The following is a 22,601-nucleotide window of genomic DNA, read 5'->3' as shown; positions in this document are numbered from 1 at the left end:
ACCAATTATCAATTACCAATTACCAATTACCAATTCATAAAGATTATGGCTAATCTCAAAGCAATACGCGATCGCATTCAGTCGGTTAAAAATACCAAAAAAATTACAGAAGCCATGCGGTTGGTGGCTGCTGCAAGGGTGCGTCGTGCCCAAGAGCAAGTATTAGCCACCCGCCCCTTCGCTGACCGCTTGGCACAAGTACTCTACGGTTTACAAGCTCGTCTCCGGTTTGAAGACGCTAACCTACCCTTACTGAGAAAACGGGAAGTTAAGTCAGTAGGAATATTGGTCATTTCAGGCGATCGCGGTCTTTGTGGTGGTTACAACACTAACGTTATCAAACGGGCCGAAACTCGCATCAAGGAACTCAAAGCAGAAGGCGTAGATTACAAGTTAGTACTGGTAGGACGAAAAGCTACACAGTATTTCCAACGTCGTAATCAACCAATTGATGCGATTTACACTGGTTTAGAGCAAATCCCTACTGCTGGTGAAGCTTCCAATATTGCCAATGAATTGCTTTCCCTGTTTCTATCAGAAAGCGTAGACCGCGTCGAATTGATTTACACTCGCTTTGTCTCTTTAGTAAGTTCACGTCCAGTAGTACAAACTCTGCTTCCTCTTGACCCCCAAGGTTTAGAAACCGCAGATGATGAAATTTTCCGTCTCACCACTCGTGGTGGTCAGTTTGAAGTCGAACGGCAGAAAGTCACCACTCAGACTCGTCCCCTTCCCCGCGACATGATCTTTGAGCAAGATCCAACCCAAATTTTGGATTCTCTGTTGTCTTTGTATCTGACTAACCAACTATTACGAGCATTACAGGAATCTTCAGCTAGCGAACTGGCTGCGCGCATGACAGCTATGAGCAATGCCAGCGATAATGCTGGCGAATTGATCAATAACCTTACTCTGTCTTACAACAAAGCACGACAAGCTGCAATTACTCAGGAAATTCTTGAGGTTGTAGGCGGTGCTGAAGCACTTACCTAAGATTTGATCTTTCGCAAAAATGACTTTTGCACTTTGTTGGGTAAAGGTTAAAAGGGAACGGGAAAAGGATTTTATCCTTTTCCCCTTAACCTTTGACCTTTTTCCAACTATAAAGTGGCAAAGTGGCACATTTAAAAACGGCATACTATAATAAGACTATGCGATCTTCATGGGTCCGTACCGGTTTTGACAGGCTGGCGAAAGCTACTCTGTGATTCAGGTCGAGAGTGAGTCATCTCTCGTAAATCCAAGGCTCAAAAAAAAGTAAATGCGAACAACATCGTAAAATTTGCTCGTAAGGAAGCTCTTGTAGCTGCCTAATAGCCTCTTATAGGTTCGAGCGCTTCTAGTCTGACTCCGTTAAGGGCTAGAGGCAAACCCCAACGGATGCGCTGATAAGTTCTCTCTGGTGAACTTGTTAGCAAAGACTTTGCCAGAGTATCCTACCGTTCGGGATAATGAACGTTCCCCGCCTTGAGGGTTAGAAAGGCTAAACCTGTGAATGAGCGGGGGGTCAATACCCAGTTTGGACAGCAGTTCGACTCTGCTCGGATCCATTAAATAATAAGCCAGTCCACCTAAGTTAATGAGGTGGATTTTGTTTTATCAAAAAATTCGAGTAGTAGCGATCGCTTCAATATTTAATTGATACAAGAAAAATTAAATAACGTTAATATAAACTTGTAAATCAGATATTATATTAAGCTCGTAGTTGAAGATTAGAAAACTCTCTTCTGCTACATTTTTATTTGCAGTGATCGCTAAGTTTTTAGATTTATATATAATTTACAAGTAACTATTTGGAATATTAAATTTAAACAAAAACCTTATTGCTGCTTTAGTAGACCATACTTAACGATCAGCAAGCAATTTCTGCCATCCGCACCACGTTCATAGACGACTTGATCGACCAAGCGTCGCAACAGGAACCATCCATACCCACCGACTTGCAGAGTACCTGGCTCTGGTTCAGTGATCGCATCAGGATTAAAAGGTTTGCCATAATCCCAGATTCTAATCTCTAGTCGATCCATCCATAGAGAAACGTCTATATCAATGGTTGTTTCTGGAGGGAGGGTATGATGAGCATGGCGGACGGCATTAGTAAAACCTTCTGCTAATGCTAGGTTAAGGCGATGAAGTTGACCTTCTGACCAATCAAGTTTAGATAAATGTTGCAAACAGAATTGTTCAAACCACTGTTGCACCCGGTTTAGAAGCTTGAGTTCGCTCTTCACAGTCAGATGGTCTTGCTGCACTATGCTAAGCATTGACCTTGGCATATATATGTAGGTGAAAAATTTTGGAAGAAGATTAGCATAAATATGTTTTGTTGTTTATTTTTGGAAATAACCCCACCTTTTGCAACTTTGTCAAATGGGCATTATCGAAACGCCCTTGTAGCAAGCTGCTTTGCATCTACAGCAACTTCTGTAAAAGTAAGGTTTTCTGGCAAAGGCAACTGGCGTTACCTAGCGTGGAAACCTCCTGTTTTGTGTGCTGCCTCACCTCAACTACCAACTTCCTTTATTACTTGTCATATGTGATTTAGAGTACTCACCAATTACTAAATACTATAAGGTCAAGTTGAACCATGATATTATTTAGTCTCAATAACGTAAAATAACTTGAAACTGGCTGCTATCATTAACCATGCTCTTATGTTTGACTAAATTCCAGTTATTTATATCTACTATCATTTTATAGGTTATAGATTTTGGAATAGTATTGTAATCCAAAATTTATAATCAGAAAAACTTACAGATCTAAAACACAAACTGGATTATCAAAATTAACACCTGTAGACTTCTCAATAAAAGTACATCTGCACTTGCTGAGAAAACCCACAGGCGTCAAATTAGGTTTATGGTGACTTAAAGTTTAGAATAATCCCAAAGTCAAAGATTTATCCAATGGGAAAGTAGCACCAATACCTAAGTAGAGGGTAACTAAAGTACCGAAAAGAAAAACTGCTGTCGCTACAGGACGACGGAAGGGATTTTGAAACTTGTTGACATTCTCAATAAAGGGAACAAGGATCAGTCCCAGAGGTACAGATGCCATCAACAATACTCCTAAGAGTTTGTTGGGAACTGAGCGCAAAATTTGGAATACAGGGTACAAGTACCACTCTGGCAAAATTTCTAGCGGTGTTGCAAAGGGATTTGCTGGTTCTCCGACCAAAGCTGGGTCTAGTACAGCTAGGGCCACAATGCAAGCGAAACTTCCCATGATTACAACTGGAAAGACGTAGAGTAGGTCATTGGGCCAAGCGGGTTCGCCATAGTAGTTATGACCCATACCTTTGGCTAGTTTGGCTCTTAAGGTAGGATCGCTCAGATCTGGTTTCTTTAGTGTTGCCATTTTTTTATGTGCTCTCCTGCTGACATCGAGTTAAAGCATTTGTTTAAGCCTCGAGCTTCAGGCACTAGCTTTCAGCTTAAGATGCAACTGTTTGTTTTTTTGTCTTCTATGTGTCAATAAGTTTGTTATTTTTTATTTCAGTTTAAAACAAACAACTGAATCTGAAAACTGAAAGTCAGTACCTGATAACTTTAGGGAAGAAGCATTCATGCTTTCAAGCTCTGTGGCTGGTAGGCTAACTGCCACAAAGAATGCTTCATCCCCACATAAATTACAATGGGCCGGAAATCCCTTGTTTGCGAATCATCAAGAAGTGAAACAACATGAAGACGGCAATTAGCCAAGGCAATACAAAGGTGTGGGCACTATAGTAACGAGTTAGTGTTCCTTGTCCGACGCTAGAACCGCCGCGCAGCAGTTCAGAAATCAAAGTGCCAACTACGGGAATTGCTTCTGGTACACCGCTAACGATTTTCACCGCCCAATAGCCAACTTGATCCCAAGGCAGAGAATAGCCAGTGACGCCAAAAGAAACGGTAATCACCGCTAGGATGACTCCACTGACCCAGGTTAACTCGCGGGGCTTTTTGAAACCGCCAGTGAGGTAAACCCGGAATACGTGCAGAATCATCATCAGCACCATCATGCTGGCAGACCATTTGTGGATGGAGCGAATTAACCAACCAAAGCTCACTTCATTCATGATGTACTGCACAGAAGCATAAGCTTCCGTTACAGTTGGCTTGTAGTAGAATGTCATGGCAAATCCAGTGGCAAACTGGATTAAAAAGCAAGTGAGGGTAATTCCACCCAGGCAGTAGAAGATGTTGACATGGGGAGGGACGTACTTGCTGGTGACGTCATCAGCGATCGCTTGAATCTCCAAGCGCTCCTCGAACCAGTCATAAACATTGGCCATACAATCTCAAGTTCCTAGAAATCGATCGCGGTTAATAAATCTCCCAACTTACCGGGGATTGGTGATTGGGGAGTAGGGAGCAGGTATCGGGTATCGGGTATCGGGTATCATCTGGCTTAGTTCCTAAGGCTCAGTCCCCTATTCCCTATTTCCTATCCTGAGTACCCAGTCCTTTTTTGCAAAGAGGAGAAAAGCTCGGTTGTTGATGAGCCTTAAGAGTGTTAATAATTTAAAAAAAACTTAACACTCTGCAAAGATGGAATATATTGCGTTCTCTTTGCACCCAATCAAAAAATGCTGGACACAAAGTAGATTTTATCGTTTGTAGAGGGGGATTTGCACCGAATCAGAAGATTAAACCTCTTGATTTCACAATCCACCACTTCTATAAAAAAAGTAACATAGTCGACAGATAGATTTCATAAACCGATTGCAAAAGTAAGAGAGTAAAGGTTAGAGGGTAAAGATTCTTTTCCTTTACCCCTTTCTCCTTACCTGACTTTTGTCAGAGGTCTCAATTAAGGTACTTGCGTCGAAACTCAGCAATTTTGGGTAAAAAGTGGGATTAAAAAATGGGGTTAATGTATAAGCAGGTTTTTCGGGTTGGATTGTCACTTTTTGTAGCGTTTTGGTTAGGATTTTGCAATTTTTGTCAACCAGCAACGGCATTGACACAAGAACAAAAGCTGGTATCGGAAGTATGGCGAATTGTGAACCGCACTTATTTAGATGACACGTTTAATCATCAAAATTGGGCGGCTGTGAGGCAAAAAATTCTTTCCACATCTCTACCAGACCAAAAATCAACATACACAGCAATTCATGAAATGCTCAAAAGCCTTGATGACCCCTTTACCCGTTTTTTAGATCCAGAGCAATACCGGAGTTTACAGGTAAATACTTCTGGAGAACTGACTGGGGTAGGCTTACAAATTGCTTTGAATCAACAGACAGGCGGTTTGGAAGTAGTGGCTCCGATTGCAGGCTCACCAGCAGAAAAAGCAGGAATTAGGTCGCGCGATCGCATTGTCAAAATAGAGGGTATTGCTACACAAAACCTTACGCTTGATGAAGCTGCTGCGAGAATGCGTGGCCCAATTGGCAGTTTAGTCACGTTAGTTATCGAACGAGACGGAGAAGGGCAAAAAGAGTTTCGAGTTATGCGCGATCGCATTTCTCTAAACCCTGTAGTCGCAGAGTTACAAAATACTCCAGGAGGACTCCCATTTGGGTATATTCGCCTCACTCAATTTAATGCTAATGCTGCTACAGAGTTGGCACAAGCCATTAATAGTTTAGAGAAAAAAGGCGCATCTGCATACATTCTGGATTTGCGAAATAACCCTGGAGGCTTACTACAAGCAGGGATTGAAGTAGCACGTTTGTGGTTAGATTCTGGTACGATCGTCTACACAGCCAATCGCCAAGGAATTCAAGGCAGCTTTGAATCATTTGGCCCAGCACTCACGAATGATCCGCTAGTTGTTCTGGTCAATGAAGGCACAGCTAGTGCTAGTGAGATTCTCGCTGGTGCATTGCAAGATAACGGTCGTGCCATACTCGTAGGGGAAACCACCTTTGGTAAAGGCTTAATCCAATCCTTGTTTGAATTGTCGGATGGTTCTGGTTTAGCAGTCACCATTGCCAAGTACGAAACCCCAAAACATAGAGACATTAATAAATTAGGTATAAAACCAGACAAAATAATTGCCTCTGTGCCAATTACTCGCGAACAGATTGGTACAGAAGCTGACTTGCAATATCAAGCAGCAATGGAAGTGCTGACACAACACTCTGTGCTGGCAGGTGGGGCAGGTTAATGAAGGATGAAGGATGAAGGGTGAAGTATTGGTATTTATCCTTCTGCCTTCTGCCTTCTGCCTTCATATAATCGCTTGCGTCTGCAATAGTGCTGCTAAATCTAGACTGGCTAAGCATTCATATGCATTACTTATTACACGTTTGCCTCTAAGAAAACCCGTGTTTGCTCCGGGGCAAATGTATTGAAGTGTTTCAGGAGTAAAGCGTTCTAAAAGCATTTTGATGCTCTTTATTTGCCTATGCCAGTGAAAAGTCTTAGCTGTTCGTAATGGAACTGGATCGCCTTGCTGGTTGGGAAGTAAGTGACGTCCAGAAAACAGCACACCCCCAGACTGACTATAATAAAGGCAAGATGAGCCGGGAGAATGCCCACACGTCCAAATCACTTTTGTGATGGAATCAAGGACAAATTCCTGACTAAAAGTAGTTACAGTTACCTCAGGCAAGAGATATGCTTCTTGCTCTTGAATTAAAACTTGACAATCGAAGGCTTGCTGATATTCTACTGTCTTACCAATAGCCCCCCTGTGGGTGAGAAATAACCAACTTATACCGCCATGCGCTCGCATAAAATCCTGGTAAGTTTGGTCAAAGGCAGGACAGTCAATCAGGATATTGCCTTCATTTCTGACAATAAAATAAGCTGTTCCCCCTAGTGTGTCCCGATTTGGCGGAAATGCAAAAATAGTATTTAGGACTTCTTGTGGTGGCTTGGCTGTATGATTTGATTCTTGAGACAAGGGACACATGAGAAAAACAATTTCCTTGAGGAGTCTTAACAAATCCGGTTTAAGTATAAAACTTCTCACCAATTAAAAAGTGGGATAGTGTCTATCTTGTGGCAATAATAGTGGTGCGGTTGACCACAAGTTTGGACTGACATTTCAAAATAAACAAAAATCACATGACAGTTTGGTTTCTGATTCTACTGGGACTAATTACTTATCTAATGGTGCAACGTAGTGTTGCTCGCCTCACCCAGACACCTGTCTGGTTATTGTGGTTGGTATTAATGACTCCAGCACTGTTGTGGACAGGATGGACAGTAATGCATGGAGAAAAACAACCACTACCGCGATCGCTAATGATTTGGCCATTAGTCATTTGTCCTATTTTATACTGGGTGCTATTTCAATGGGGACGCCAACCACAGCAAGACAAACAAACTGAAACTCAAGTGCCACAAACAGAAGTCACAACAGTCCCTAGTACAGAACCAACTCCCGTGCGTCCCATTCAGCCAAACGAAGAACAAAAACTGCGAGATTGTTTTCCTTGGTCTGTATATTACATCCAGAATATAGAGTATAGACCTCAGGCTGTAATTTGCCGAGGGCAGTTAAGAAGCAAACCAAACGAAGCATACCAAAAGATTAAAGAAAATATAGAAACAAAATTTGCAGGTCGATTTTTAGTTTTCTTTCAAGAAGGTGTAAATGGCAAACCCTTCTTTGTACTTGTTCCTAATACTCTAGCTACCCAAGGTAATACACTTAGAAAAGAAGAACAATTAAAACAATTTAGTTGGTCGTTCTTGCTATTGTTAGCTACTTTAGTAACAACTACCAAGGTTGGATTAGGAATTGCTGGTGTTGAATTGACAATCCGCCAGTTTCAATCTAATCCAAGCCTGATTTTGCAAGGATTACCCTATGCCCTAGCTTTGATGTTTATTTTGGGTGTCCACGAACTTGGTCACTATTTAATGGCAACGAGATGCTATAAAATTCGCTCAACTCCGCCTTACTTTATTCCCATGCCATTTTTCTTGGGAACTTTTGGTGCATTTATAAAAATGCGTAGTCCTGTACCGAACCGTAAAGCTTTATTTGATGTGAGCATTGCCGGGCCTTTGGCAGGTTTTGTAGTGACATTACCGTTATTGATTTGGGGTTTAGCTCACTCTAACGTTGTGAGTCTGCCAGAGGAAAAAACAGGACTATTAAATCCTGATGCGCTCAATCCCAAATATTCAATTTTACTAGCACTGCTCTCTAAGCTGGCTTTGGGTAATCAATTAACACCACAATCAGCTATTGATTTACATCCAGTAGCTGTAGCTGCTTGTTTAGGACTAATTGTAACTGCATTGAATTTGATGCCAGTGGGACAGTTAGATGGGGGTCATATTGTCCATGCAATGTTTGGGCAAAGAAACGCTATTTTAATTGGTCAAGTTGCTCGTCTACTACTGCTGTTGTTGTCTTTAGTGCAACCAGGATTTTTCTTATGGGCATTGATTTTGTTGTTCATACCCTTAATGGATGAACCTGCTTTAAATGATGTAACGGAACTGGACAACCAACGTGATATTTGGGGATTGTTCGCAATGGCTTTGTTAGTGATGATCATCCTACCATTACCACAGGCGATCGCTAGTTTGTTGCAAATCTAAATTTGCAGATTAATCAGACCCAAATTATGAGTAAATGGGAAAATCCTGAAGAATGGCAGCGATTAAGAAGTAGTGAGTTTCTGTGCGATCTGCCAAAATGGAAAGCCCCTTGGTATTGTGGCTGAACTAGAAGCATCATACCTCACTAGTGTTGAAGATGCTCCTATGAAAGAAGCGATCGCCTTAATGACAACTGCAATTGAATCTCACAAAGACGCTTGAAATAAAGTTTATATTTTAACCTGAGAGTTCATAAATATTAGACCTCTTGCATGAATACTCAAAACCCCACCCCAACCCTCCCCTTACTAAGGGGAGGGAGTTAATAATATTGTTTCCACTTAAGACAGACAATTGAACCCACCCGCAAGTAAAATGCTTCTATCAGTGATCAGTTATTGATCACAGTTAACTGATTACTGTTAACTGATCACTGATCACTGTAAAAGTGGGTTTTGGCTATTAGCCCGCACTTTAGTCGTGGGCTATATGGTAGCACTAACTTGATGCTGAATTGGCTGCTTCCGAAGCTTTTGCTGGTGCAGCACCACCCATGCGAATTTCAGATGTGAACGAAGCCATACTAAAGCCACCGAAGCGCTTCAGGACGCCGACTCGCATTCGTAAATTAGGGCTAGCAAACCAGAGGCGCTCTTCAGACCACATTGTTTCGTATTCTGTAATTAAGGTCAATGCGTCATCATCACCAATCTTATAGCTGCCAGCAACAGGCATTTTCTCAGCATAGCCCATTTCCCGCAACAACTTGCCTTCGTTGGGGTTATCTTCATTCGGTACTGGAACTAATACCGTAGAACCCTTATGATCTTGTTCATCCCATTCCATCGTGCCGTTCCAAGTCACTCTCGCGCCACAAGAAGCACGTTTAGGGTCAATTTCATACTGTTCACACAGTTTGATTACCTCTGGATGATCTGCTGCCAGCATTTCTATAAAGATATCTGATTTACCAGACTCGGATTGTTTAAAAGCTAAGTGATGACTAGTACGATGGGAAAACCATTTACCTGCACTTAACTCAAAAAACTCTTCAATACTCATGAATCAAATTACCTTATGTCAAATTCTTGATGATCCCACTTATTACAAGGTAGCAGGAACAGGGAAATAGGGAGATGGGCAAAAGGGGACAAGGGGGACAAGGGAGAATGAAAAAATGAAATGCTCTTGTCTCCCTTTCTATGTGTCCTTACGCTTGATAGCCTGCTTCCTCTAATCTCTTGAGAGAAATTCTGGCAGCTTCAGCAACGTTTTCGTGACTGTCTTTTTCTAGGTACCTCAACGCGGAGACACTTTTAGGAGTGGGAAGCTGGCCCAGAGTTTCAGCTAAACGTTGTCGCACCAACCAATCATCTGATTGAGCAAAACGTAAAACGCGATCTACCGCGTTGATATCTTTAATTTCTCCCAGTGCTGCGATCGCTGCTTGTTGTAGTACTACTTCTTCACTATCGAGGGCTTGGTAAAGGATTTCACGGGCGCGAGTGTCTTTTAAATTACCTAATGAGACAGCAGCACTAAAGCGAACTAACCAGTCAGTATCTTCGTAAAAGGCTCTTGACAGAGGCTCAAAGGCTCTACCATCACCCAAGTATCCTAGCGCACCAGCAGCATCAGCACGAATGCCATAGTCTGGGTCGGTTTCCAGAATTTTGACCAAAATAGAGTAGCACTCCGAAGTTTGTTTAATGCCTAAGGCAAATATTGCCATTGATCGCAATTGCAAGGACTCATCATCCAACACTTTTTTAATTAAAGGTACAGCCTCCTCTGCTGGTATGTCTCTCAATGAGGCAAGAGCAACCATGCGATCGCGTAGATTCGGACTGTCTAACTGAGCGGAAATTTCCTCTAAGCTTGGAACTGCCATTTGGTTTAATTGGCTTTTTCTACTTAATATATATTAAGTATTATTACGTCTTTTCATATACATTCACCCTCTTTGGGTGGATTGTTAGTCAGTTGTCAATGGTCAATTGTCATTTGTCATTGGTAAGAGGGAACAGGGAATAGGGAACAGGAAATAGGAGATAGGTAATTTCTCCCTTCCCTTGTCTTCCTTGTCCCCCTTGTCCCCACACTCCACCCTACGGGAAGCCTATGAGCGTGTCTACACACTCCACCCTTACCTTAAGCCTATGAACGTGTCTACACACTCCCCATCTCCCTTGTCTTCCTTGTCCTCCTTGTCTCCCCTATCCCCTATCCCCCCGTCTGTTCCTTCTTTCCTGAAGTTTGAGTAAAATTTCAGCGTGCATCTCACGGGTAATTGGGTAAAAATACGCCAAAACTAAACCACAAATTAAAGCTACTGCTGGTAAGGGACCAATTGAAACACGAATCACTTCCAACACTGAATCTGGTTGGATTGGTGCAGGTATTTCTGCTGTAGGTTTAATGTATCCAGCTGCACCCAGTCTTTGCAAAACTAAGTTCACAGCCAACCCCAAACAAATTTTTTGCAAAAATACCATGAAACTATAAAAAATACCTTCCCGACGCTGTCCTGTTGTTAATTCATCTAGTTCGATCACATCTGGTAGCATTGACCAGGGAATTAAATAAGCTGTTGATACCCCAAAACCAGCTAAAACTGCTAAACAGTACATCAACACAATCTGATCTGGCTTGACGAAAAACAGCCCAGCCTGAGCGATAATCCACAAAGTCATGCCCATATAGTACACAGCTTGTTTGCCAACACGCTTACTAATCGCACTCCAGACAAACAACATACTCATCGCAGTTCCTTGCACAGCCAATAGTACTGAGCTAATGTGCCATTGGGGAAGACGCATCCAACTAATGACAAAATAAGGAATAATACCAGCTGTGAGTTGGACTGCTAACCAGGAACAAAGATATATCCCAACTACAAACAAAAAAGGGCGATTACTAAAAGCAATTTTAAGTTGTTGCCCAAAGGGAATAGAGACAGTTTGTTCTGTTTCTGGGTGTAAATTTGCCACAGCTTGAGCGCGTTTTTTCGTTCCCCAAACACACCAATATATTGGTAGAACAGAAATAATCGCACAAATCACTCCTATGAATAAAAACTGTAAGCTGCGGTTATTAGGAACTACTAAAGAAATAACTAATCCAATAATTAAAGCCAGAATGCTCCCACCAATCGAAAAAGCAAAACGAAAACTATTGAGGCTGGTACGTTCGTCGTAGTCTTGGGTTAGTTCTGCGGTGAGAGCAGTGTATGGTAAATTAACAACTGTATAGAAAGCATTAAACAAAATCGAAATCGCAGTGTAATACCAAAATAAACCCCACTGATTCACATTTTCGTTATTACTAAAGTGAGGTACAATCCACTGCAAAAAAAAGAAAATCCCAAAGGGAATGGCCCCCCAAATCATCCAAGGATAGCGTCTCCCCTGACTACTTTGAGTGCGATCGCTCAATACCCCCACCATTGGGTCGTTGACTGCATCCCAGACTTTACCGACAAGTTGAGTTTGTCCTGCTAATTGGGGATTCAACCCAGCAACATCTGTCAGGAAAGGTGACAAATAAGAGATCCCAATCATGGCAGTAATTGCCGTACCCAAATCTCCAGCACCAAAAGCTAGCTTCGTACTCAAATCTAGTTTTTCATTCTCAGCACTGTGCTGGAAATTACCATCAGGGGGAGAATCGCTCATATTACACTACGCTCATACATTAAGATAAAAAGTTTAATTTGACATTTAATTAATAGCTACAACTAACGTTCCCTACTATGCCAGACCTTTACATTTCTTGGTCAGATTATCACCGCAAAATAGAACAACTGGCTGCTTTAGTCTATCAATCAGGTTGGGAGCTCAATCAAATTATCTGCCTTGCCAGAGGTGGACTAAGGGTGGGAGATATTCTCTCCCGTATTTATAAGCAGCCCTTGGCAATTTTAGCAACATCATCTTACAGTGGCCCAGGCAAGCAAGAAAGGGGATATTTAACCTTTTCTCGGCATTTGACAATGACTACAGAAAAGTTAGGTTCGCGCATTCTTTTAGTGGATGACTTGGTAGATTCTGGGGTGACTTTGAAAGAGACTATACCTTGGCTAAAGACGTATTCTGATGCTCCAATAGAGGAAATTCGCACTGCGGTAATTTGGTATAAAGCTTGTTCAGTAATAAAACCTGATTACTACGTTGATTATTTATCAGATAATCCTTGGATTCATCAACCATTTGAACACTATGAATTTATGAAGCCGGTGGAACTATTGGAAATGGTTAGTAGTTAGTGGTCATGAGAAGTAGGGATAGGGAGTATTTCAACATCCTCTCACTACTAAGCCGTAGACTTTTCATCTGATGCGATCGCACCTCTGCTCGATTAGATCCTCTCTACTAAGTGCATTTAATCAATGTCAATAATAGAATATAGCCACAATCAAAAATTTAAGAGTAATTTCTATGACTACGAATTTGCTCAAAAATTCTACTGATAACGTATCCAAACTTAATTATTCAGTATTGATTGCAGAAAAAGAAGGCGGTTTTCAAGCAACAGTTTGGGGTTTACCAGAGTGTCAGGTATTTGCAACGACACGAGAAGATGCATTGAAAAATTTGCATGAACTTGTCAATTCTCGTTTACAAAATGTCGAAATAGTAACTCAGGAAATTGAAGCACCAAAATCTGAGCATCCCTGGATAAAATTTGCAGGCAAGTACAAGGATGACCCACAATTTGATGATATGCTGGCGGATATCGAAGCATATAGACGTGAAGTAGATGCGGGGATGGAAGAATATTATCGTCAACTGGATGCTGAGGAAGAAGTTAAGTGAGTTTGTGGATACTTGATATAGATACTCTCTCACTTTTCCAACGTGTCTAGCGTTGCTAACCTACAGAAAATAGCCACAGCCACAGAGGTAGAGTAATTAATAATACTATTGCCCCTACTGCTAAGGCAGTGACTGCTAGATTGCGATCAAGATTGAAGGTTTCAGCAAGTACTAATGTGGCAAAAGCTGGAGGCATAGCCATTTGCAAGACTATGACCAAGGCGGCTTTGCCTGTTAAACCAAAAAATGGTAAAATAAAGCCCAAAATCAGGGGAACTAACAACATTTTTATTCCCAAGCTGATTCCTGCTTGTGGTAAGCTATGCCAGGAATTGAGCTTGCTTAATCGCATCCCGATTAATAACAGCGACAAAGCTACGGCAGTCCAAGCGAATTTATCTAGGTAAAATTCAACTGGGGCAGGAATTGCTACTTGCCGTAATATTAAACCGAAACCAAAACTCCATAAGGCAGGATTAATAATAATTGCCTTAACAATATGTCTAAAATCATGGACACTGCCGCTAAAACGTGCCGCTAAGGCTACACCTAAGCCATAAGCGCCCAGTGTAGTACCGAGTAAATCGTAAAATAGCGCCCAAGCAAAATATTGAGTGCCCACTATTGCTAAGGTAACAGGATAGCCTAAATAACCAGTGTTACCTACCATTGCCGCTAGGAGAAAACTACCCTGAGTTGGTTGCTGGAGATTGGTTTTTGTAAAAAGAGCTTGCCATTTGATCCCAATCCAGGCTAAAAATGCCCCAAGGAAAATGGCTAAGTAGGCGATCGCAGGTGCAATCCAAATCTGCCCTGACAAGTCTGTTTGATATAGAAACGCTACAATACTGATCGGTACTCCTACCCAAAAGAGGAAATGACCTAAGCGGGTGGGAACAGTAGCAGGTAGTTTGCATCCCAAGAAAAACCCTAGCAAAACTAAACCCACTAATTTGACATATAGTTCTAAGAGATTTGTCAAGACGAAACTCGAAATTAAATATCTAAAATGATACCTATTGCCTTTATTCCTCTCCAGTCTACAATCTGTTATGAATACTCAACAAAAGCAGGAGTTAACCCTTGAAGAACGCTGAGTTTTCTGGAAAACCGCGAAACTCATCGCCTGTGTCTGGTGAAGATATTCCAGCAGCTTTACGCGATACTCCTGATGTCGCACCCAAAAGGCGTCTATCCCTCTTAGTTTTGGGAATTGGGGGAGTGCTTATTGTTGCGCTGTTGGCTGTAATTAGCGGTTTTTTGTTTGCCTGGACTGCACCGAAAAAAAATGTAGTTTCTCAGCCTTCCCCCAATAACTCAACTCCTGCGAATTCACAAAACAACAATACTGATCAAGTTCTCGGACATCTGCCATACACAGAAGCACCAGAATCAGAACTAGCACCAATTTCGGCAGATGGACGGCAAAGACTGCGAAAAGTAGCTGCCCAAAAATATCAGGAGATGGTGGCAGCAGCACGGAGTGCTGGTGTAATTTTGACACCTATTTCTGGTTTTCGTTCAGTTAAAGAGCAAGAACAATTATTCTTTGAAGTAGGCGCGCAACGCAATCAAACCCCAGCCCAGAGGGCAGCTTTGAGCGCTCCTCCTGGTCATAGCGAACATCATACAGGTTACGCTGTGGATATTGGGGATGGAACAGTACCAGCCACTAACTTGAATGAAAATTTTGAAAACACCAAAGCTTTTCAATGGCTACAAACAAATGCTGCTCGTTTTGGCTTTGAGATGTCCTTTCCCAAAGATAATCCCCAAGGTGTGAGTTATGAACCTTGGCATTGGCGTTTTGTAGGCGATCGCGACAGCTTAGAAACTTTCTACAGAGCCAAAAATATTAAGCCGACTCAAACGCCGCAATGAGGGAGTGGGGGGAGTGTGAGGAGTGTTATTCAACTGATAACTGATAACAGTTAACAGTTAACTGTTAACTGTTAAATATGTCGTCCCATAATTACTAAATCCCGTTCTACACTATCCAATTCTGCAACCTTGGGTAGGTATCCCCAATTTTGAAAGCCAAATTTTGCAAATAGTTGTAAGCTTGGATGGTTATGAGCAAAAATAAAACCTAATAAATTCTTAATGCCCAAGCAGGGACTTTGGTTAATTGCTTGAGATAGTAGCTGCTTTCCTAAACCGTGGCGATGATACTTAGGAGCTACGTAAATACTAACCTCAGCAGTAGCATGATAGGCTGGTCGTCCGTAAAAAGATTGTAAACTCAACCATCCAGCCGCTACGCCTTCGACTTCAATTACCCAAAGTGGATTTTTTGAGGGCGATCGGGTACTAAACCAAGTACGACGACTTTCTACAGACACTGGTTCTAAATCAGCAGTTGCCATGCGTCCCGGAACTGCGGCATTATAAATTGCTACAACTTTTGGCAAGTCAGCTTCAGTCGCATGGCGAATAATCATTTGCTGTTTCAAGAAAAATTTAGAAAATATTTAAAAAATCATACAGTGTATTAATCACAGACAGGTAAGTCAAAAGTCAGCAAATCTTGTTTTCCTTGTCTCTAATTACCAATTACCCATTCCCGCAATGGGGCGACTTTCCTCTCCACAGCCAAAAAGCCAGATGAGTTGTATAGGGAATTTTTTAAGGTTAAATGATGTAGAAACAAAGCTTAACTCTCGCAATAAATAGGCAAAACTGCACTACTCTGGCTTAACTAACTCAGTGAGTAGTCAGTATGAAAATTGTGCAAGAAGTTTCTCTAATCAGTGTTGGAAGTTTTGAAGAATCAAGCGATTGGTCTATCATTAGAGCGGAAATTCGTGATGCTATTTCTCTAATTGTTCATCCTCCTGGTACATCCAGCTTTACCATCAATCCAGTAAAGCATGGTAATGGTGTCAAGCCAATTAAAGAAGCTTGTATGATTGCACTGAGGGATAAATTTGGATGGAAGTTGGAAACTTCAATTAACTATGCAACCAGATCACCAGGAAGAGTGGATGCAACAAAAGTTATTGACAACCATCTTTTTGCACTTGAGTGGGAAACAGGCAATATTTCCTCAAGCCATAGAGCAGTCAATAAAATGGTTCTGGGATTGCTACGTGGTATTTTTCTAGGTGCTATCTCGGTACTTTCAAGTAGAAAAAATTACCCTTATTTAACTGATCGGATAGGCAACTATGAAGAGCTAGAGCCATACTTTGATGTTTGGCGCTCAGTCCGACTTGAAGAGGGTTTTCTGGCAATCTTCGTGATTGAACATGATCAGATAGATCCTAATGTACCAACAATTACTAAAGGAACAGATGGTCGTGCTTTAGTTTGAATTTTTCTGTAGTAAAAGCTATGTAGAATAAGGAATTGGCAGTTGTAATGTATTTGTTTTGCGTTGCTTCAATTTTTTGTTTCCCCTTGCCGATTCCCATTGCTCTATTATTCCATTAGCCAAATCAGTCAATCGTTCTATTGCTGGCTCTGTATCACCAATTTCCGAACCAATCCAGTAACGGTGTAATTTTTCTGCTGCATAGAATGTAGTGCCAGAACCCCCAAATGGATCAAGCACAAGCTGCTCTGGATTGGATGCCATTGCAATAATTCGCTCTAGCATAATGGGAGCCAGTTCATTTGGAACTCGTTTTTTATGCCGACGATGCCGAACTGGTGGAATATCAGTCCACATTTCCTCTGCTAATGTCCATAAAATTTCTGTAGGATCAGCGTCAGGGACATCTTCCCAAACATCCTCCGGCGTATCCCAGACATCCATCAAATTAATACCCTTTTCATTGAGTTTTTTTCGATGTCCACCATAGTCACGAATTTCTCCACCACAATGCCGACAAACTTGAATTGGTGTATAAACTTTGTTGAAGACAGCTGGTTCTCCTTTAGTGTAATAGATCAGTCCGTAGTGAGCAGGAGACATCTTTTTACCTCTGGGAAAAGCCTTCGGCATTCTGCAAGCAATCCAATGCCGAAACCACATCCCCTTCTGATTGAGATATGCACCGTACTCTATGCACCATTTAGGCAGGTTGAAGACAAATAAACTGCCACCAGGTTTAAGTACTCGAATGCTCTCGCCAAGCCACTGTTTTGACCAGCCTAAATACTTATCCACCTCCATCTGATCACTGACACCTTCACCATATTCTTTACCAAGATTAAAAGGTGGATCAGCAAATACAAGGTCTACACACTCATCAGGTAACGCTGACAGAAGTTTAAGACAGTCTCCTTGATAGAGGATACCATGCTCACTCATATAAACCTGTTGCAATCCTTTTTGAGTTGCAACATCAGGTGCGATCGCTTGAAATGGGAGCATTGACTTAACCTTTAGTACGTTAGTGTAGCTTGAGTCTACAAACTCTATTGACAATTGTAAATAGATTTTTTTTGAGAAGTTGTACTACGTGGCTGATAGGGTTTTCCAGTAGGTTGATTCTTATATCTTTCTACCTCAACAGCTTCTACGTAGTAGTAACGCCCAAGTTTGCAAGCTCCAATTTGACCATTTTTGATGAGGTTGTGAACTCGCTGACGGGTTACATTAAGTAATCTGGCAGTTTGAGTTACAGAAAGTAATTGGGAGTTGTCATCTGAACGGAAGTCTGTCATACGATTAGGAGTACTTTGAATCACTGGAGTTATTTTTTTCCATATTGCACCCTCACTCTCTCCTAATCCACTCGTTGCAACTGTGCAACTTGAGGATCAATAATTTTTTGACCAAGCTGATCAAACTTAATTGCTACAGAAACTTTTCTCCCAGAACCAAAGACGTGTGTAATTTCACCTTCGCCAAAGATTTTGTGCAGGACGCGATCGCCCACTTGCCAATTTTCTGCAACGCTTTTTCTGGCTTTGGTTTCGCGCTGTGGGATACTACCGTTAGCTGATTTGGCGTAAGTCATGCTACTAGGACGATGGGTAATTAATAATTCTTCGGGTAGTTCGTCGAGGAATTGCGATCGCACGGCGGGTTCCCGATTACCATAGAGGCGGCGTTCCCGCGCGTGGGAGATAAATAATCTTTCTTGGGCGCGAGTAATTCCCACATAACACAAACGGCGTTCTTCTTCCAAAGCCGAGGGATCGTTCATGGAACGGTAGTTAGGAAATAGTCCCTGTTCTAACCCCACCATATACACCACAGGAAACTCTAAACCCTTAGAAGCGTGGAGAGTCATCAGGGAAACGGCTGCTTGTCCTTCTTTGAGATTATCTAAATCGGAACTGAGGGCTGCACTAGCCAGGAAATCTCCTAAAGAAACTTCTTCGTTTTCCTCTTCAAATTGGCGTACGGCGTTGAACAATTCCTGGACGTTTTGGACTCTGTCTTCTGCTTCGTCTGTTCCCTGGCTTATTAAGTCTTGCACATAACCAGAGTCTTCTAATATACCTTGTAAAATATCCGAAGCTGTCACGGTTGCTAATTGTGCTTGCCAACGACTAATCATAGCTGCAAAGTTATTTACAGACTTGGCAGAACGCCCAGCCAAGGTATTAACTGATGTTTCATCACTCAGTATTTCCCACAGAGTCGTTCCTAATTCTTGGGCAGCACCAACTAAGTTGTCAATAGTAGCTTTACCAATTCCACGGCGCGGAGTGTTAATTACCCGTAATAAACTGACTGTATCAGCTGGGTTAGCGATCGCTCTTAAATAGGCTAGTACATCTTTAATTTCTTTGCGATCGTAGAACTTTAACCCACCAACAACAGTGTAGGGAATTTGCGCCCGGACTAAAAGATCCTCAAAGGGGCGAGATTGGGCGTTGGTGCGATAAAGTATAGCAAAACTTCCCCAGTTTAATTCCGGATTTTCTCTTTCTAAATTGCGAATTTGATTGATGACAAATTCGGCTTCCGCAATTTCATCATCAGCTTTGAAAAAATAAATCTGTTCGCCTGCACCTCTGGTAGCGCGGAGAACTTTATCAATGCGTTGGGTATTATTTTCAATTAATTGGTTGGCAGCTTGGAGAATATTTTCACAGGAGCGGTAATTTTCTTCTAACTTTACCATTGTCCTAGTATCTTCATCCGGCAAACCATCACCAAAATCTTGCTGAAACTCCAGTAAAATAGTAAAGTCAGCCATTCTAAAAGAATAGATTGATTGGTCAGCGTCACCGACAACAAAAACCGAGCGATCGCGCCAATCCCAATTATGCTTATTTGTTTCACCATGTGTCACTAATAACCGAATCAAATCATATTGAGTCCGGTTAGTATCTTGATATTCGTCTACTAAAATATGGCGAAACTTACGATACCAATAACCTAACACCTGCTCATTTTGCTGAAATAATTTTACAGGCACAAGAATTAAATCATCAAAATCTAAGGCATTATTTTCTGCCAATCTATCTTGGTATTTACTATAAACTTCTGCGATAACTCTTCCTCGATAATTTGGCTGTTCTGTCTCATATTCTTGGGGTGATAAACCTTTATTTTTGGCGTTGCTGATAGCGTAGCGTACTGAACGTGGTTCAAATTTTTTATCATCTAAGTTTAACTGCTTAGTGACGATTTCTTTCACCAGACTTTGGGCATCAGATTCATCAAAAATAGAAAAATTACGATTCCAACGACGTCCTTTTTCATCTTGGTATTTTTCGATATCAAAGCGGAGAATTCGAGAAAACAAACTGTGGAAAGTACCACACCATAAATCTTTGATATAAGAACGCCAAACTCTAGATTTTAGCCTGACTTGGTCGTATTCTGGCAGTAAGTCAAAATGCTCACCAAATTCTGCGATCGCCAATTGTTCAGCAAATAATTTTTGGATACGTTCTTTCATTTCCCGTGCAGCTTTGTTAGTGAAAGTCACTGCCAGGATATTTTCAGGATCGACACGATGTTGCAAAATCAGATTAGCGATGCGGTAAGTTAACGCTCGTGTTTTGCCGGAACCTGCACCAGCAACAACTAGCAAAGGGCCACAAAAGTGTTCAACAGCGCAGCGCTGACTGGGATTGAGGTGACTGAGAAAGTCAATAGTCATTAGTCAAGAGTCAAGAGTCAATGGTCAATTGTCAATTGTCAATTGTCAATGGTCAATGGTCAAAGGTTATTAACTACTATTAACCACTAACCACTAACCACTAACCACTAACCACTAACAATCATCACGCAAAATATATTTTTTCACGCTAACTTGTTTATTTTGACAAAAAATATTCCTTAAAATAGATGAGCTATCACTTTTTATATAGTGCATGAACTCAAATGTACCGGAGATTATACAGTGGATTCTTTTAGTAGTTTTTTTTACAGTGGTAATTTTATCCCCCACGGTCATTGTTACCTATGGAAGCCGGAGTTAGTGTGGCTGCATATCTTAACAGATTCGCTCATTGCTCTGTCTTACTTCTCAATTCCACTGACACTAATTTATTTTGTCCGTAAAAGGCAAGATGTGCCATTTAGGAGTGTATTTATTTTATTTGGGGCATTTATTATCTCTTGTGGCACTACTCATATTATGAACATATGGACGCTATGGCATCCTAATTATTGGTTATCAGGTAGCATTAAAACTGTCACGGCTATAGTTTCGTTTTATACTGCTTTAACCTTAATTCCTCTAGTTCCCCAAGCACTTGCCCTTCCTAGTCCAGCGCAACTAGAAGCGGCGAATAACGCTTTACAAAACGAAATTACCGAACGCAAGCGGATAGAAAGCGAGTTACGCAAATATAAAGAAAATTTAGAAGAATTGGTTGAACAACGCACAGTTGAACTTGCCAAAACCAATGAACTACTCCAGCAAGAAGTCACTCAACGTCAGCAGTCTCAAGAGAAAATGGCATTATTGGTAAAAGAATTAGAAAGTACCAACAAAGAGTTAAACGATTTTGCATATATAGTATCCCATGATTTAAAAGCACCGCTTAGAGGAATTAGTTCGTTATCGGAATGGTTATTAGCTGACTATGCAGATAAATTTGATCATGAAGGTAAGGAATTAATTAATCTGTTAATATTTAGAGTCCACAAAATCTATAATTTAATAGACGCAATCTTACAATACTCACGAGTTGGACGCATTAAAGAAGAAATCAGACGAGTAGATTTAAATGATGTAGTCACAGAAGTAATTGCATTACTGCAACCCATTGAAAATATTCAAATTGAAATAGCTAACCAATTACCTATAATTAAATTTGAAAAAACTCGGATAGAACAAGTATTTCAAAACTTATTGAGTAATGCAATCAAATTCATAGACAAGCCACAAGGTAAGATCACAATTGCTTGTACCGAAAAGAATGGATATTGGCAAATAAGTATCACAGACAACGGGCCTGGAATTGAAAAACAACATTTTGAGCGAATATTTAAAATTTTTCAAAAATTATCAGATCACAAAAACCCAAATAGTACCGGCATAGGGCTTGCGATCGTTAAAAAAATTATAGAAATGTATGAAGGCGAAGTTTGGGTGGAATCAGAGTTAGGTGTAGGTACTACATTCTTTTTTACACTGAAGAAGTAGTAATCTATCTGTGTTTATCGCCTTGCACGGTGTTCGCTTTTCAAACATAACTTTTTGTCATCTTCCTAATTTAAATTAGACAAAACTTGTTGTTGCAATAACTGTAGCTGGAATTAAAAGATTATCTATTTCTTTTGGACTACATCCTTCCACTAACATAGCAACAAGAGCAACTATGAAAATCCGGCTAATATTCAAACTACTGGGAATAATCAGCCACACGAAAAATATACTAGCCGCAAAGGCAAAAATAAACATTGCCAGGCTTCCTTCCACTGTTTTATTGCTCAATATTTCATATTTCCATCTACCATATCTTGAGCCAATAATTGGTGCAAAACCATCACCCCAACCCAAACATATCATAGCAACAATTCCAGGGAAAGTTTTGTAAAATAAAGTTCCACAAATAATAGCTACAACTACAAAATAAAGTGGCCCTTTGAGTAATTCACCTCTGTCACCTGTACGAGTCATGGTTTTGACTGCCTCATCATTAGAATCGGCAAAAAAACCTTTTTGTACCAACAGAATTAGCCAGACAAACATAATCAAAATATTCAAGTATTTTGACCAATGTAAATCACTATATAATGGCAAAAATATAATGATGGAACCAGCACCAATATGTGTAATTTTGCGGCTAATATCCTGAGGTAGACCAAAACGAGTAACGCAGAAATTCATCAACGCTACCAGCCCAAAGACATAAATAAAAGTCAGCACAGTTACGATTAAATTTCCAAAGGGCGGACTGATTCCTAAGGTAGTAGATAGCATACTCAGCAATT

The 22,601-nt window shown here is 41.0% G+C and carries 22 protein-coding genes and 1 other RNA gene; 10 read left to right on the top strand and 13 right to left on the bottom strand.

Features of this window, described 5'->3' with window-relative positions; all coding sequences use genetic code 11:
• Positions 1 to 45 precede the first annotated feature (45 nt).
• Entirely contained in the window at positions 46 to 993 is a 948-nt protein-coding gene (locus RS893_RS28650) for a F0F1 ATP synthase subunit gamma (protein ID WP_315792130.1), read from the top strand.
• 171 nt (positions 994 to 1,164) lie between these two features.
• Positions 1,165 to 1,553, top strand: a transfer-messenger RNA (tmRNA) gene (gene ssrA, locus RS893_RS28645).
• A 267-nt stretch (positions 1,554 to 1,820) separates the two neighbouring features.
• Here the strand turns inward: ssrA and RS893_RS28640 are convergent.
• From RS893_RS28640 to petB, 3 genes are all read right to left on the bottom strand, one after another.
• A complete protein-coding gene (locus RS893_RS28640; RefSeq protein WP_315788957.1) occupies positions 1,821 to 2,264 on the bottom strand; it encodes an anti-sigma regulatory factor in 444 nt (147 codons plus the stop codon).
• A 610-nt stretch (positions 2,265 to 2,874) separates the two neighbouring features.
• A complete protein-coding gene (petD, locus tag RS893_RS28635; RefSeq protein ID WP_016866281.1) occupies positions 2,875 to 3,357 on the bottom strand; it encodes a cytochrome b6-f complex subunit IV in 483 nt (160 codons plus the stop codon).
• A gap of 271 nt (positions 3,358 to 3,628) precedes the next feature.
• Positions 3,629 to 4,276 (bottom strand): cytochrome b6, encoded by a 648-nt coding sequence (gene petB / locus RS893_RS28630; protein WP_102152826.1) that lies wholly within the window; start codon positions 4,274 to 4,276, stop codon positions 3,629 to 3,631.
• Between the two features lie 572 nt (positions 4,277 to 4,848).
• Between petB and ctpA the strand changes: the two genes are divergently transcribed.
• Entirely contained in the window at positions 4,849 to 6,096 is a 1,248-nt protein-coding gene (gene ctpA, locus RS893_RS28625) for a carboxyl-terminal processing protease CtpA (protein ID WP_315788956.1), read from the top strand.
• 63 nt (positions 6,097 to 6,159) lie between these two features.
• On the opposite strand, the gene RS893_RS28620 is transcribed toward ctpA, so the two are convergent.
• The gene (locus RS893_RS28620; RefSeq protein ID WP_315788955.1) at positions 6,160 to 6,846 is read right to left on the bottom strand and encodes an MBL fold metallo-hydrolase; all 687 of its coding nucleotides are present in this window, start codon (positions 6,844 to 6,846) and stop codon (positions 6,160 to 6,162) included.
• Positions 6,847 to 7,001: 155 nt separating this feature from the next.
• On the opposite strand from RS893_RS28620, the gene RS893_RS28615 reads away from it, so the two are divergent.
• Entirely contained in the window at positions 7,002 to 8,492 is a 1,491-nt protein-coding gene (locus RS893_RS28615) for a site-2 protease family protein (protein WP_315788954.1), read from the top strand.
• A 72-nt stretch (positions 8,493 to 8,564) separates the two neighbouring features.
• Complete coding sequence (locus RS893_RS28610; RefSeq protein ID WP_315788953.1) at positions 8,565 to 8,714, top strand: hypothetical protein; 150 nt, start codon at positions 8,565 to 8,567, stop codon at positions 8,712 to 8,714.
• 276 nt (positions 8,715 to 8,990) lie between these two features.
• Here the strand turns inward: RS893_RS28610 and RS893_RS28605 are convergent, their stop codons facing one another.
• The 3 genes from RS893_RS28605 to RS893_RS28595 all read right to left on the bottom strand — a co-directional run bounded on the left by RS893_RS28605 (position 8,991) and on the right by RS893_RS28595 (position 12,166).
• Positions 8,991 to 9,554 (bottom strand): phycobiliprotein lyase, encoded by a 564-nt coding sequence (locus tag RS893_RS28605; RefSeq protein ID WP_009455349.1) that lies wholly within the window; start codon positions 9,552 to 9,554, stop codon positions 8,991 to 8,993.
• A 148-nt stretch (positions 9,555 to 9,702) separates the two neighbouring features.
• On the bottom strand, positions 9,703 to 10,383 hold the full coding sequence (locus RS893_RS28600) for a HEAT repeat domain-containing protein (RefSeq protein ID WP_315788952.1): 681 nt from the start codon (positions 10,381 to 10,383) through the stop codon (positions 9,703 to 9,705).
• A gap of 325 nt (positions 10,384 to 10,708) precedes the next feature.
• Positions 10,709 to 12,166, bottom strand: a complete 1,458-nt coding sequence (locus tag RS893_RS28595; RefSeq protein WP_315788951.1) for an MFS transporter — start codon at positions 12,164 to 12,166, stop codon at positions 10,709 to 10,711.
• A gap of 77 nt (positions 12,167 to 12,243) precedes the next feature.
• Here RS893_RS28595 and RS893_RS28590 point away from each other — a divergent pair, with 77 nt between their 5' ends.
• Together RS893_RS28590 and RS893_RS28585 are read left to right on the top strand one after the other, a co-directional pair.
• Positions 12,244 to 12,756, top strand: a complete 513-nt coding sequence (locus tag RS893_RS28590; RefSeq protein ID WP_315788950.1) for a phosphoribosyltransferase — start codon at positions 12,244 to 12,246, stop codon at positions 12,754 to 12,756.
• Positions 12,757 to 12,928: 172 nt separating this feature from the next.
• Positions 12,929 to 13,306, top strand: a complete 378-nt coding sequence (locus tag RS893_RS28585) for a type II toxin-antitoxin system HicB family antitoxin (RefSeq protein ID WP_315788949.1) — start codon at positions 12,929 to 12,931, stop codon at positions 13,304 to 13,306.
• Between the two features lie 55 nt (positions 13,307 to 13,361).
• Here the strand turns inward: RS893_RS28585 and RS893_RS28580 are convergent, their stop codons facing one another.
• Entirely contained in the window at positions 13,362 to 14,288 is a 927-nt protein-coding gene (locus RS893_RS28580; protein WP_315788948.1) for an AEC family transporter, read from the bottom strand.
• A gap of 101 nt (positions 14,289 to 14,389) precedes the next feature.
• Here RS893_RS28580 and RS893_RS28575 point away from each other — a divergent pair, with 101 nt between their 5' ends.
• Entirely contained in the window at positions 14,390 to 15,187 is a 798-nt protein-coding gene (locus RS893_RS28575) for a D-alanyl-D-alanine carboxypeptidase family protein (RefSeq protein ID WP_315788947.1), read from the top strand.
• A 71-nt stretch (positions 15,188 to 15,258) separates the two neighbouring features.
• On the opposite strand, the gene RS893_RS28570 is transcribed toward RS893_RS28575, so the two are convergent.
• Complete coding sequence (locus tag RS893_RS28570; RefSeq protein ID WP_315788946.1) at positions 15,259 to 15,747, bottom strand: GNAT family N-acetyltransferase; 489 nt, start codon at positions 15,745 to 15,747, stop codon at positions 15,259 to 15,261.
• A 278-nt stretch (positions 15,748 to 16,025) separates the two neighbouring features.
• On the opposite strand from RS893_RS28570, the gene RS893_RS28565 reads away from it, so the two are divergent.
• Positions 16,026 to 16,619: a restriction endonuclease gene (locus tag RS893_RS28565; protein WP_315788945.1), complete on the top strand. Its 594-nt coding sequence runs from the start codon at positions 16,026 to 16,028 to the stop codon at positions 16,617 to 16,619.
• 18 nt (positions 16,620 to 16,637) lie between these two features.
• Here the strand turns inward: RS893_RS28565 and RS893_RS28560 are convergent, their stop codons facing one another.
• From RS893_RS28560 to pcrA, 3 genes are read right to left on the bottom strand one after another with little or no spacing between them, the layout of a single operon-like run.
• Positions 16,638 to 17,624 (bottom strand): site-specific DNA-methyltransferase, encoded by a 987-nt coding sequence (locus RS893_RS28560; RefSeq protein WP_315788944.1) that lies wholly within the window; start codon positions 17,622 to 17,624, stop codon positions 16,638 to 16,640.
• A gap of 44 nt (positions 17,625 to 17,668) precedes the next feature.
• Positions 17,669 to 17,941: a helix-turn-helix domain-containing protein gene (locus RS893_RS28555; RefSeq protein WP_315788943.1), complete on the bottom strand. Its 273-nt coding sequence runs from the start codon at positions 17,939 to 17,941 to the stop codon at positions 17,669 to 17,671.
• A gap of 38 nt (positions 17,942 to 17,979) precedes the next feature.
• Positions 17,980 to 20,316 carry a DNA helicase PcrA gene (gene pcrA, locus RS893_RS28550; protein ID WP_315788942.1) on the bottom strand — a complete coding sequence of 779 codons (2,337 nt, stop codon included), beginning with the start codon at positions 20,314 to 20,316 and terminating at the stop codon, positions 17,980 to 17,982.
• A gap of 207 nt (positions 20,317 to 20,523) precedes the next feature.
• On the opposite strand from pcrA, the gene RS893_RS28545 reads away from it, so the two are divergent.
• The gene (locus RS893_RS28545) at positions 20,524 to 21,810 is read left to right on the top strand and encodes a sensor histidine kinase (RefSeq protein WP_315792129.1); all 1,287 of its coding nucleotides are present in this window, start codon (positions 20,524 to 20,526) and stop codon (positions 21,808 to 21,810) included.
• 75 nt (positions 21,811 to 21,885) lie between these two features.
• Here RS893_RS28545 and RS893_RS28540 read toward each other — a convergent pair whose 3' ends face one another.
• The gene (locus tag RS893_RS28540; RefSeq protein WP_315788941.1) at positions 21,886 to 22,590 is read right to left on the bottom strand and encodes a phosphatidate cytidylyltransferase; all 705 of its coding nucleotides are present in this window, start codon (positions 22,588 to 22,590) and stop codon (positions 21,886 to 21,888) included.
• Positions 22,591 to 22,601: the final 11 nt, after the last annotated feature.

Origin of the sequence: Fischerella sp. JS2 (assembly GCF_032393985.1) — a bacterium.
Lineage (GTDB): Bacteria > Cyanobacteriota > Cyanobacteriia > Cyanobacteriales > Nostocaceae > Fischerella.
The sequence above is the reverse complement of the archived record's forward strand: the minus strand, read 5'-3'. Positions and strand labels throughout refer to the sequence as shown.